The sequence below is a fragment of the Streptomyces sp. NBC_01775 genome, from assembly GCF_035917675.1.
Classification (GTDB): Bacteria; Actinomycetota; Actinomycetes; order Streptomycetales; family Streptomycetaceae; genus Streptomyces.
In genome coordinates this window covers 8,710,692-8,723,442 of the sequence record NZ_CP109104.1, presented here as the reverse complement: position 1 = coordinate 8,723,442, position 12,751 = coordinate 8,710,692, and the positions used below count along the sequence as shown (strand labels likewise).

Sequence of the window (12,751 nt, the reverse complement as noted above, 5' to 3'; positions counted from 1 at the left end):
CTCACTTCTTCTCTCTGGGCGGTGCGGTGGAGGCGGCCAGCGCGGCGGACAGCAGGAGCGGGCTGCGGCCGAGTCCGCAGACGGCCTGCGCGTAGGCGTGCGCTGCGAGTTCCTCGGCGCCGGCGACGTGCGCGGGCACGCGCAGCCGTCCCAGCCGCAGGGCGGTGTGGCCGAGGGACCGCTTCAGTGCGGCTCGGCCGGGTCCGTGGTGGAGCCGGCCGTGTACGGCCTCGTGGGCCAAGGCGGCGGCGCGGACGGAGCCGGGCGGGAACCACGCACGCCAGCCGTATGCGTCGATGAGGCGTTCGGCCTCCGCGAGGGCGTCGGTGTACAGCTCGACGGCGGGCGGGCGTGAGGTGTAGCGGGCGAGCAGGCCGTTTTCCAGACCGCCGTCGCGCTCCACGACCCGGACGGCGGGATCCTCGGGTGCGAGCGGCAGGGACGCGCCGAACTCGGCGGCGGCTGCCGCCCACCGGCGCAGCGTGGCCGTGTCACGGCCCGCGTGCAGGGGCAGCGAGGCGAGGAAGCGGACGCCGTGGTCGAGATCGTCGTCAGCGGCGGGGTCGGCGGCCGGGTCGGCGGCGCCGCTTCGTGGCCGGAGGCGCCCGGTCACGACCGCTCCTCGACGACGGCGACGACAGGCTCGTCGGCGGGGCGCCCGTCCAGTTCGGTGCGGGCCAGGGCCAGCAGTAGTTGCGGGTCGAGTACGCCGGACAGGTCGGCGATGCGGGAGCCGACGAGCAGGCGCAGGACGGGGGCCCGCACTCCCCCGTCGCCGTACGCGGTGGACTCGTCGACGAGTCGGGTCAGGGTCTGCTGGGCGCCGCCGACCGTGGTGGTCTCCACCCGGGCGTCGGAGGCGTGCAGCCGTACGACGCCGTCGGCGTCGACGACGCGCACCGGGTGGCGCGTCGCGCGCAGCCTGCGGCGCTGCTCGGTGCCGTAAACGGTGTACGCGCGAGTCCCGGCGAGGGTCTCGACCTGGCCCGCGGGGACCTTCAAGCTGGCCGCGGCCAGTTGGTGGCGCTCCGCGTCGTCGGCGCGGTGGGAGCGGTCCTGGGCGCGCAATTCGGTGGCGCCGGTGGCGATGGCCCGCACGGTGTTGGTCTGCGGGTCCACGGTGACCTCGACCTCGACGGCGTCCGCGGTCGCGCCTTGCGCGACGACGGCCTGTTCGGCCTCGGCGCGCACCGCGAGGATCTCCTGTTGTCCGGCGCCGGGAATGATCCGCTCGACCTGTTCGCGGATCAGCGCCAGGGCTACGCCGATGGGGCTGATGACCTCGTTGTGGGCGGCGATGCGGCCCTCACGCCCACTCGTGGCGGCGAGGTGCGGGGTGACGGAGGCGGCGCCGCCCCCGCCGCCGACGAGCAGCACGGCGTCCTTGTCGAGACGGTAGTCGTCGATCATGGCGTCGACGACCTTTCCGACCTGCTCGACGCCGGCGTCGAGTACCCGCGCCGCGGCGGTGTCGACATCCGTTCCCAGCGCGGCGGCCAGCGGCGCCAGGGCTGTACGGGCCACCTCGCGGTCGGCACCGGCGAAGTCCCCCTCGGGCACCCGGCCCAGGGCGTTGGCCGCGCACGTGAGGGTGATCGCGTAGCGTCCGCCGGCGGCGTCCAGGACGACGTGGTCCTCGGCGTCCTCCGGCAGCGGACGGACGGTGGTCAGCTCGGCTCCCGCCAGGTCTTCGGCCGTGGCGAAGCAGGCGTAGGGCAGACCGGCGATGTGGGCGCTGCGAGGGCCGATACCGGTGACTTTCCCGCCGGTCATCCGCACCATGGAGCCGCCGCCCACGCCGACCGTGCGCACGTCCAGCGCTGACAGGTAGGAGGTTTTACCCAGCAAGGTGGCGTGCCGCACCGCGACCTTGCCGCGGCGTATGACGCTGATGTCCGTGGAGGTGCCTCCGGTCTCCAGGAACACTCCTTCGCTGACGCGTTCTTGCATCAGGGCACCCGCGACGCCGGCAGCGGGGCCGGACAGGACCGTGAGCAGCGGCCTGCGGCGCATCTCGTCCAGCGACATGACACCCCCGTCGCAGCGCATCACCATCAAGGGCGCGGTCACTCCGGCCTTGGAGATGGAGGCGTCCACCAGGTCGGCGGTGGCGAACATCTTCGGCAGGATCGCGGCGTTGACGGCGGCGGTACGGCTGCGCTTGTGCAGCCCGTAGAGCGAGGTGATGTCGTGGGCCGCGGTCATCGGCAGCCCGCGGGCCCCGGCTGCCGCTCGCACCGCCTCCTCCCCCTCGGGGCGGTCCACGCTGAACGGCTGGGTGGCGACCAGCACTTGCGCCCCGGCCTCAGCCACCTCCGCAACGGCCCGGTCGACGACGGCCGTGTCTGCCGGATCGGCGACATGCGCGTACACGAGGGGGAAACGGCGGCCCGGGGTCAGCTCGAGTTTCGCGAGAGCAGCCAGCCGGCGGGTGAAGGCGGCCCCGGCGCCGGAGCCGATGCCGATCAGCCCGACCTTGGCCACGTCGCCCTCCAGAAGGGCGTTGGTAGCCTGTGTCGTGCCGTGTGCCAGGAAGGTCACGTCCTGCGGGGCGTGACCGGTCTCCTTCAGCAGCCGGTCGAGCGCTTCGACGATGCCGTGGGCGACCCCGTCCTCGTGATGGTGGCTGGTGGGGACTTTCACCTGTCCCAGAAGTTCGAGGGTCGTGGCATCGACGGCCACGGCGTCGGTGAAGGTTCCGCCCACGTCGATGCCGACGCGTATGCGGTGGGTGGTCATGGGATGGGCACCTCCTCGTGCTGGTCGGCGCGATCGCGGGCGGTTGCCGGGCGAAGCAGCTCCACCTGCTTCGCCCGGCGTTCCGCGCCGCCCGGGGCCGGGCGCGCCGCACTCCGGCCCCGTTGGGGTCAGTAGCCGCGCACCTGCGGCCAGTGCCGCTCGACACCGGACCGGTCGAGCAGGGCTGCGAAGACGTCGAAGCGCTTGTCGTCGGCCTGCACCTCGTGCGGTTCGACGCCTTCGTCGAGGCAGTGGGCGGCCAGCGCACCGGCGACCTCGCCGATGTTCCACTCGACGGGGTGCAGCCGGTAGCAGCCGTTGGTGATGTGCGTGGTGCCTATGTTCTTTCCGGCGGGCAGCAGGTTGCGGGTGCGACGCGGGATCAGCGCACCGAGCGGGATCTCGAAGGGCACGGAACCGATGTCGATGTAGTTGTCACCGCCGGTCGAGGGGTGCAGGTCGATGCGGTAGCTGCCGATGCCGACCGGGTCGCGGTAGCGAGTGCCGCCGGACGGGCCGACGATCTCGGTCGCCACGTCGTGCTCGGTGACGGTGGTGACGGCCTTGATGCGACGCGACTCGCGCACGTACGGGGCCTTGGCGAGTCCGTCCGCTGTGCCGGTGATGTCGGGGCGCAGTCGCAGGCCCGGGAAGCCGGCGCCGCCGTCGGGCCTGGGCGCCTCGGTCTGAAGCCAGTACAGGACCGACAAGGACAGCTGCCTCGCCTCGTGCAGAGCCTCGGCGGTGGTCTGCTCGCCGCCGCCGATCAGCGGCTTGAGCCAGTAGTCGTTCAGCGGCCAGTTGACCAGGGTGACGTCGGAGTCGAAGGCGCCCTCGCGGTGCAGCTTCCGTGCCAGGATCCGGCGGAAGCCGAAGAGTTCCTTGTCACCGGCGTCCGCCGACTGGTCCGCGGTGACATCCAGCGGATCGATGTCCGGGTTCGGCACGAACGTGCGCGGCACAGCCTCCAGGCTGCGCGGGTCCGGGGCCAGGAAGCCGAGCAGCGGTCCGGGCCAGAAGTCCGGCCGGTAGGAACGCCAGAAGTCGTAGTCGGCGGGCTTGTCGATGGTGTGGTCCTCGCCCTCGTGGTGGGAGAGCGCGAAGCAGAAGGTGATGCCCTGTTGGTTCAGCGGGTCGGCCTTCTGCGGTGCGTGCGGCTCGCTGTGCTCGGCGCGTGACTCGGCGCCCAGGACGTGCTCCACACCGGCCAGTTCCAGCAGCTCGCCCGTCTCGGTGGCGTCCAGGACGTACGTGGCGGCGAGGGTGCGCTGCTGGCCGCTGCGCAGATCCTCCAGGGTGACGGAACGCACCCGGTCTCCCCCGGCGTCGGCGGCCACGGGGCGGTGCTCGGTCAGCACGGTCAGGCGGCCCGACGAGCGGTGGGGGGCGAGCATTCCCTCCAGTGCGGCCAGTGCGGCGCGCGGCTCCGCGCACAGCTTGCTGACTCGCCCGGCGCCCGGGTTGAGGTCGCGCGGCGCCGCCGCCTCGGCCCGCAGCGGGTACCACGCGCGGTAGTGGTCCCGGATCGCCTCGCGCAGGGCGCGGTACGAGGCGGTGACCCCGAACTGCTCCACCCAGGGGTGTTCGTCCGGAGGAACCGCCTGCGACGTGAGCTGCCCGCCGATCCAGTCGGTCTCCTCGGTGAGGATGACCGTCCGTCCTGCGCGGCAGGCGGCCAGGGCGGCGGCCACGCCGCCGAGTCCGCCGCCGACGACGAGAATGTCCGGTTGCCTTGTCACGTGCTCTCCTTGCGTACGAGCTGGTGCTGCGCGGTGCGGCCGGGCGTCCGTCCGGGCGGGACGGCCGGGAGGGGGGATCGGTGCCCCTATCGGGGCGGGCCGCTGGTGGTGCCGGGGCGGTGCGGACACAACACCAGCGGTTCGTCCGCGGTTTCGCCGGCGACGAGCGCGGTCAGGCGGCGCACGGCGGCCCCGCCCAGCCGGCTGCGCGGGATGTCGAACCCGGTGGGCGAGGGTTCGCCGGCCAGGTCGGCGGGCGGGTCACCGAGCAGGGCGAGGCTGATGTCGTCGGGGCAGGTCCAGCCGGCCGCGCGGACCGCGCCGAGCAAGGCCCGCCACGCGCCGCCGGTGTCGGTCTCCTCCGCGACGATGGCGGTGACGCCGTCCTCGCGCCAGGCGCACAGCCGCGCGACGGTGAGGCAACGGGCCGGGTCCGCGGTGCGGAAGACGGTCCAGGGGCCGGTGTCGAGGCCGGCGTCCGCGAGGCCCTCATGAACGCCGCGCTCGCGGTCGGTTGAGGCCGTGGCCTCGTCGTCCTCCCGTACGAGGACGATGCGCCGGTGTCCCTGTGCGGCCAGCCGGGCGACCACCTCTCGGCTCGCGCTGACGTAGTCGGCGCCCACCCATGCCAGCCCTTCGGGCTCCTGCCTGCGGCCCAGGTGGACGACGGGGAAGCCGTCGTCCACCAGACGCCGCAGCTCAGCGGCGGGAGCGTGACGGCCCAGGATGAGGCAGCCGTCGGCGAGGCGCACCCGGCTCAGCGCATCCGGGGCGGCGGCGCCGGCGCCGCCGGAACTGGAGCCGGTGAACAGCACAAGGTCGTATCCGCGTGCTGCGGCTTCCTGCTCGACGCCCACCAGGAAGGAGTAGTACGAGTGCTGTACGTCGGTGGGGAAGGTCGCGGTGAAGCTGAAGACACCCAGCAGGTTGTTCCGGGCTGCCGCGAGGCGTCGGGCCGCCGGATCGTGCGTGTACCCGAGTTCCCGCGCGACGTCGAGCACCCGGTGCCTGGTCTCGTCGGAGATCGTGGAGCCTCGGTCCTTGCCGCCGAGGACCAGGGATACGGTCGCCTGCGAGACCCCGGCCGCCTTGGCGACCTCGGCCTGGCGCGGCCGGGCGCCCGGCCCCCGTGCGGCGGGCATCCGGCCCGGTTTGCTGCGACGTACCTCGGACACGAACGAAACCCTTCCAGAGCGCTGCCGGACGACAGGTAATGCGCATTAGTAATGCGCATGAACGACACTATTGAGCGCCCGCTTCCGGGCGTCAAGAGGCGTGCGCGAAGTTCCGTCCCAGCCTGCCGGTGCGCTCAGTTGATCGCTTACGGTGCGGTGCCGGCGTTCCCCGCCAACCTGATGGGAAGTCCTTCCATGGCCGTGTTCGACCTGTCCATCGACCAGTTGCACACCCATCGCAGCGCCTCGGCGGAGCCCGAGGACTTCGCATCGTTCTGGGAGCGGACACTCGAGGAGGCCCGATCCCATCCGCTCGATGTCAGCTTCACGCCCGTGGCGGGCCCCTTGCGGGCCGTCGAGGTCCACGACGTCAGCTTCGCCGGCTTCGGCGGGCATCCGGTGCGCGGCTGGCTGACGTTGCCTGCGGCGGCCGAGGAACCCCTGCCGCTGGTGGTCGAGTTCGCCGGATACGGAGGCGGCCGGGGGCTGCCGCACACCCAGCTGTTGCACGCGTGCGCCGGATACGCGCACTTCGTGATGGACACCCGGGGCCAGGGGGCGGGCTGGGGCGGTGGCGACACCCCGGACCCGGCGGGAAGCGGGCCGTCCCTGCCCGGCTTCATGACGCGGGGCATCGACGACCCGGACCTTTACTACTACCGGCGCGTGTACACGGACGCGGTCCGCGCGGTGGAAGCGGCCCGCTCCCACCCGCTCACGGACGCCGCGAGCACGGTGGTGATCGGCACCAGTCAGGGCGGCGGCATCGCCCTGGCGGCCGGCGGGCTGGTACCGGACCTGGCAGGCGTCGCACCGCACGTACCGTTCCTCTGCGACTTCCCCCGCGCCATCACCCTCACCGACCGGCGCCCCTACCGCGAGATCGGCGACTACCTGAAGACCTTCCGCGACCGCGGCGCCGCCGCACGGCGCACCCTGTCCTACTTCGACGGCGTGCACTTCGCCGCGCGCGGTCGCGCCCCCGCCCTGTTCGCGGCGGCCCTGGAGGACCGGACCTGCCCTCCCTCCACCGTTTTCGCGGCCTTCAACGCGTACGCGGGCGAGGACAAGCGCATCGAGGTCTACGAGTTCAACGACCACGAGGGCGGTGGCCCACATCACGAGGCGGTGCAGCTCGACTGGCTCGCCGGGCTGCCCGGCTTCGGTACCCGCGCCTGAAGGCGACGGCCGGAGCGGGCGCGGCAGGACGGGGTGGCGGCCGAGGCCGCCACCGCCAGGCGGTTTTCATCCACCTCTGGAACCACCGGGCGGGAGGTGTCTCGGCGAACCGCCGGCGGCTGCGCGCGAGCACGTGCGCCCCCGCCGCCACCTCGTCAGCATCCTGATCTGCGACCCGACACGGGCCAAAGAGACAGAACCCGGCCCACCACATGTCCCTCTCCGCACGGGATCCAGGGAACTGCCCCGTCAGCCGCTCAGTTCCCTGGGCGCCGTGGGGCAAAAGTGGGTTTCGGCCGGCTGACCGCCTGGTCGGGCGCCGCGTTTCCGGCGCCCGACCAGATCCTCCCGCGGTTACAGATACGGGCGGGTGATCAGCTCGATCGCGTGACCGGCGGGGTCTTTGAAGTACACGCCTCGACCGCCGTGTCCGTTGTTGATCTCGCCTGGGCGGCGCATCTGCGGATCGGCCCAGTGCTCGATGCCGCGATCACACAGCTGGCCATACGCGCGATCGAACAGCTCGTCGTCGAGCAGGAACGCGTAGTGCTGCATCTGGATCTCCACCGGCGGCTCGGCGAACTGCAGTAGCACGCCGTCGGTGAGCTGGATGTTGGTGAACGGGCCCCAGGACGGTGCTTCCTCGAGTTCCAACAGCTCTCGGAAGAACCGAGCCGACTCGTCGCGATCCTTGGCAGCGATGATGGTGTGGTTGAACGTGGCTGTCATTCGGCTTACCTCGTTGTTGTTCGACACGGAAGACGGACTCGCGGTGCGCGAGTGCCGGGAGGTCCGCGTGCCGAACTGAGGGGGTGCGTTCTTTGCACCCGCCGTGCGATCAGCCGTCCACCGGGTGGCCAATCTGTGCGTGGCGTAGCGCCGGGCCGGTGTTCACGTTGGGTGACCTTACTTGACCGGGCCGACCGCCACAACAGGAAAGCGACCAGCCGCAAGTGGCTCGTCACGCGGTCTTGGCCGGTCCGTCCCGGAAGCCCGGGGCACGTTGGTGACCGTGGAACTGCCGGCGGAGTAACGGCTCTTCAGGCGGCCTTGGCCGGGGTACTCGGTCCTGGCGCGGATGGGCGAGTCCGTGGCGAATTTGGCAGGCCGCGGCCCAGGCCCGCAGGTTGGGGTTCCTGTGCGGGAAGAGGTTTCCAGGACGACGTACAGTCCCGCCCGGCCGGCGGGCACGCGGGCCCGCCGCTTGCCCTCGATCAGCCGGGGCCGCCCAGGTGTCCACGGTGAACGGGGGCTCCACGCGGTGCAGTTCGCCTGCGGCCTCCCGGGCAGGCGCAGCAGACCGAGCCGGGCGCGGGTCGCCGGTTCACCGGCGGTCACTGAGCCGACCTGGCGGGTGCCGGCCGGGCCAGGGTACTCGGCCTCGATCACCGTGCCACGGCGTGCGGCACGGTTGTTCGCGGCCAGGTCCGGGTGTCGCCGACCGCCACCTGGAGCTCCCACCGGCGCTGGACGGCGTGACCAACAGCCATGGCAGGGACGGGACGGTGACCGTTGGGTGGCGGCCGAGCAGTGCGCCATCGCGACACTGCCGAACGTGAACAGGTCGTCCGGCATGGTCCGCCCGGGGCGGCTACGGGCGAACCGCCGCAACGATCGCCGGATACGGGCAACTGAAAGGGCCTGGTCGGGAGGGTTGCACCACTTCCTGCGGCGCTGACCTACGTTCCGGGCGGTCCCTGTCACCACATGTGAAAGGGATTTCTATGAGTGGAACCCCCGTTACCTGTCGACAGTCAGCCAGGTGGCCGTCGGGCCGACCGTCGTCACCGTGACCGTCCTCTCCTTCAGCCGACTCACCATCACCACACCTACCATGACGGCCGGTACCGTCCCCTCGTCATCACAACCGGCGGTGGCGTCGCCGACGACGCCACCTACACCTACGTCAGCCGACCGGAGGGTCATGAATTCCCCGTAGACCCATGTCCTGCCCGCCCCACTGCGACCAAGGACGGCTCACCGCCGAAGCTGGTGCCGTGTCCGCATGGGTTCGCCGGGTGGCGTGGCTATGATCCGCGAGTAGCCGAACACCATCACGCGCACCGGAGGACGGCCGCTCTGCCTGTATCCGAGCAGGTCGAGGTCGGCCGGCAGGCCGTCGGCGAAGCCGCGCAGGGCCGTGGTTCACGTCGGCGCGGTCAGCGGCGAGCCACCCGAGCAGTCGGCTCGCGTTGCGGATGGCCATCAACGCGGCGAAGGACCGGACGTGTCCGGTGGCCGCTTCGTCGTACCTGGCCGGCGAGGCCACGGAACCCCGTCCTGATGGGTGAGTTCATGGCGGCGTATCAGGAAGCGCGGGAGATGCCCGTCTTCACGATCTTGCTCATGCTCCGACTCCACGCAGGAGACGAACTCAACGCCCAGGCTGGTGTGGGTACGTGGTGTGGTGTCCGTGCTGGTCCCAGCGCGGATGTCTGTGCTGAAGATCGTCTGTCGGCGGGCGATTCCGGTGTTGGTCAGTACAAGCAGTGCCCGCAGCAGTCAGTGCCGCAGCAGTGTGGTCGCGTGCCGGCCGCAGAGCCGGAGTTTGGTGAGGAAGCGAGTTCTTCAGGCAGGCGAAGGCGTGCTCGCAGACTGCCCGCTCGGCCGCGATCGGCTAGTTGACCTGCCTGCACCTACCGGCCGCACGATGGTGTGGGAGACGTCGTTGGCGGCAGCCATGTCGCAAAGACGCTGGTCGTGGCAGAGGACAGCGAGAACGATGGTGGCGATCTTCCCGGGCGGAAGCTTGCGCCACCGCGAGCGGATCTTCTTAAGCTGGCCGTGCAGAAGATCGCCCACGAGTCCGAGGGTGGCCGTGGACAGGTTCAAACGGGACTGGTAGACAGCTTCTTCGGTGTCCCGGCGGGGCGGTTGTTCTTCTTCACATCCAGCTCAACTTCCGCGGGGGGCCAGTTGGTTACGCCCGGCGGTATCGGCACAGGCCGGTGGTGAATCTTCGCCTGTCGGGTTCGGAGTTGGGTAGGTGTTCGGACGCGTGGACCCCCGTGTGCGTTCTGGGGCGATGGAGGAAGCCGGCGTGGAGGCGTTGAGAGCGGGGGACCCGGAGCGGGTGGGGGCGTTTGTGTTGCGTGGCCGGCTGGGTGCCGGGGGCATGGGAGAGGTGTTCCTGGGCCGTTCACCGGGTGGGCTGGCTGTGGCGGTGAAGGTCGTGTACCCGCACCTGGCGGGGCAGTGGGAGTTCCGGCGGCGTTTCGGACGGGAGGTGGAGGCGGCACGGGCGGTCAGCGGGGCGTTCACCGCTCCCGTGGTGGCCGCCGACCCGGAGGGCGACCCGCCGTGGATCGCGACGGTCTACGTTCCCGGTCCTGACCTGGCCGAAGCGGTGGCCAAAACCGGGCCGCTGCCGGAAAGCTCGATGTGGCCGCTGACGGCCAGGCTGGTGGAAGCGCTCCAGGCCGTCCACGCCGAGGGGCTGCTCCATCGTGATCTCAAGCCGTCGAACGTGGTGCTGGCCGCCGACGGGCCCCGCGTGATCGACTTCGGGATCGCCCGGACCCTGGAAAGCACCGCTTTGACAGGAACGGGCCAGTACATCGGCACGCCGGGTTTCATGTCCCCCGAACAAATCGAGGGTGGAGACGTGGGCCTTGCCAGCGACGTCTTCGCCCTCGGAGCGGTCATCGTCTTCGCCGCCACCGGCACGGAGCCGTTCGGCCAGGGCCCGCCCCTGGCGGTCCTCCACCGCGTCGTCGCCGGCCAACCGCACCTGGACGCCCTCCACGGGCCGCTCCACGACCTGGCCGCCGCATGCCTGGCCAAGGATCCCGGCGACCGGCCCACCCTTCCGGAGCTGCTCGAACGGATCACGTCGCACTGGGACCCGCCGGACGACTTCCCCGCCACCTCCCCCTGGCCGGCCGCCGTGACCACCCTCATCCACCACCGGACGACACCCCCGACCACGCCCTACACCGAACCAGCGGCGCCCACCCCGCCCCATGCCGCTCCCACCGCCACGGCGCCGCGACGAGAAGAGCCGGCCGGCCAGGACGCGGACCCCGGAGAGTCCGTTGGTTCGACGGCTGAGGTCGGTGCCGATGCTGGTGCCGACGGGGCACCTGTCCTGGACCCCGACCACCCCGACGTCCTGGCCTCGCGCCATGAGCACGCCATGAACCTCGCAGACGCCGGCGAGCATGCGGAGGCGGCACATGTGATGGCCGAGGTCAGTGCCGACCGGGCGCGCGTGCTGGGGCCCGACCACCCCGACACCCTGGCCTCACGCCATGAGCACGCCTTGAACCGCGGCCAGGCGGGGCAACACGGAGAAGCCGCACGGATGTTGGCAGACCTTGTCGCGGACTACACGCGTGCGCTGGGGCCCGACGACGCCAACACCATGGCCACCCGCAGCAGCCATGCCTTCCAGATCATGGAGGCCGGAGAGGTCGCGGAGGCTGCTCGTCTGTTGGCCGACCTCGGCGCGGATTGCGCACGGTTGTTGGGACCCGACGATCCCGCCACCCTTGAGGTCCGAGCCATGGTCGCCACGTTCGGGGCCATGGCAGCTCCGGAGGCAGTGGCCGCCGAGTTCACGGACTTGCTCGCCGACCACGTCCGTGCCCTGGGCCCCGACCACCCCCAGACCCTGAAGTTGCGTGGGGAGCACGCCGAAAAGCAGGCTGAGGCGGGCGACCCCGCGGGAGCGGTCGTCACCGTTGAGGCGCTCCTGACCGATCACCTGCGGGTGCTGGGCCCCGACGACCCCGACACCCTGAGCCTGCGTGGACTGCTCGGCAAGCTGAGGGCGAAGGCGGGTAACCACGCCGGGGCCGAGGCGGCCCACGAGGAAGCGGTCGCCGAGAATATGCGGGTGCTGGGCCCCGACCACCCGGACACCCTCACGGCACGCCGCCGCTTCCTCGAACTGAAGATGGATCTGGCTGAGCTGAGAGACGGGGAGGACGACCCCGGCAAGTGGGCGGTGGAGTTCGAGCGCCTGCTGGACGATCACCTGCGGGCCCTGGGACCCGACCATCTCGCCGCCCTCGAGGTCCGCGACGCCCTGATCCGCCTGCGGGGAGAGGCGGGCGACCCGGCCGGGGCAGTCGACGCCCACCGCGAGTTCCTCGCCGACCTCTCGCGGGTGGCGGGGCCGGACCATTACTCCGTGCTCGTTGCTCGTACCACCTTCGCCGGCCTGCTCGCGAACGCGGGAGACCTCGCCGGAGCGGTCGCGGCATACGAGGAGCTGCTCGCCGATATCCAACGGCTGTGGGGAGCGGAGCACTACGGCACTCTCGCCGCCCGCGCCTACCTCGCCGACGCGCGGGGGCGATCTGGTGCCGATGTGGCCGATACGTCCACCGCTTTCGAGGAGGTGCTCACCGACTGCGAGCGGCTCCTGGGCCCGACCTCTCCCCTCACCGGCACCGTTCGCCTCTATCGCGACGCCCTGCGGGAGTACGCGAGCGACCCCACGACGACGCACCCCGTGTTGGACGAGTTCTACAAGCTCCACGCCCGGGCCGTGGACCTCGGCCTCGAGGACCCCGCACACACCAGCGCATGACCTCGGCGGTGACCTGCTCCCCTCCCCCGCCCACCGGGTATACCAACGGCTGCGCGGGGCCGTCGTCCACCCCGTAGCGTTCGCGACGCGATCGCTGCCGGTCCTGTGGGACGGTGGCCGGTCGGTGGTCACCCACCCCTGGTCGATTCGTTACCTCGCGGGGCAAGCGCTGGACGAGCAGATGACGCTGGGGCAGTGGCTGAGTGAAGCTTGGTCATCCTGAAGTCGCCGGCCAGGTGGCTGATGTGGGTTCGTGGTGCGGTGGTCGCGCTGGTCCAGCGCGGATCCAGCAACATGCGCTCGGCGCGACGGCGGTCGGCAGAGTAAGCGGGTGCGGCTCGACGTCGACGGCACCGTCGGTCGCTACGCGCGGTGTGGCGAAC

Annotated in this window: 7 protein-coding genes; 2 read left to right on the top strand and 5 right to left on the bottom strand. The window is 71.4% G+C overall.

The window, feature by feature from the left end; translation table 11 throughout:
* Position 1: 1 nt before the first annotated feature.
* The 4 genes from OHB04_RS38465 to OHB04_RS38450 form a co-directional block, all read right to left on the bottom strand.
* Positions 2-613, bottom strand: a complete 612-nt coding sequence (locus OHB04_RS38465) for a hypothetical protein (protein WP_326692254.1) — start codon at positions 611-613, stop codon at positions 2-4.
* Positions 610-2,739 carry a hydantoinase/oxoprolinase family protein gene (locus OHB04_RS38460; RefSeq protein WP_326809279.1) on the bottom strand — a complete coding sequence of 710 codons (2,130 nt, stop codon included), beginning with the start codon at positions 2,737-2,739 and terminating at the stop codon, positions 610-612. Before OHB04_RS38460 ends, OHB04_RS38465 begins: the two co-directional genes overlap by 4 nt.
* A gap of 128 nt (positions 2,740-2,867) precedes the next feature.
* Positions 2,868-4,478 (bottom strand): FAD-dependent oxidoreductase, encoded by a 1,611-nt coding sequence (locus OHB04_RS38455; RefSeq protein WP_326809278.1) that lies wholly within the window; start codon positions 4,476-4,478, stop codon positions 2,868-2,870.
* Positions 4,479-4,564: 86 nt separating this feature from the next.
* Positions 4,565-5,620 (bottom strand): LacI family DNA-binding transcriptional regulator, encoded by a 1,056-nt coding sequence (locus tag OHB04_RS38450; protein WP_326693106.1) that lies wholly within the window; start codon positions 5,618-5,620, stop codon positions 4,565-4,567.
* A 228-nt stretch (positions 5,621-5,848) separates the two neighbouring features.
* Here OHB04_RS38450 and OHB04_RS38445 point away from each other — a divergent pair, with 228 nt between their 5' ends.
* Positions 5,849-6,832, top strand: coding sequence for an acetylxylan esterase (locus tag OHB04_RS38445; RefSeq protein ID WP_326692251.1), 984 nt, complete (start codon positions 5,849-5,851; stop codon positions 6,830-6,832).
* Positions 6,833-7,186: 354 nt separating this feature from the next.
* Here OHB04_RS38445 and OHB04_RS38440 read toward each other — a convergent pair whose 3' ends face one another.
* Positions 7,187-7,561: a VOC family protein gene (locus OHB04_RS38440; protein ID WP_326692250.1), complete on the bottom strand. Its 375-nt coding sequence runs from the start codon at positions 7,559-7,561 to the stop codon at positions 7,187-7,189.
* Positions 7,562-9,872: 2,311 nt separating this feature from the next.
* Between OHB04_RS38440 and OHB04_RS38435 the strand changes: the two genes are divergently transcribed.
* Positions 9,873-12,368 (top strand): serine/threonine-protein kinase, encoded by a 2,496-nt coding sequence (locus tag OHB04_RS38435; protein WP_442815055.1) that lies wholly within the window; start codon positions 9,873-9,875, stop codon positions 12,366-12,368.
* Positions 12,369-12,751 lie beyond the last annotated feature (383 nt).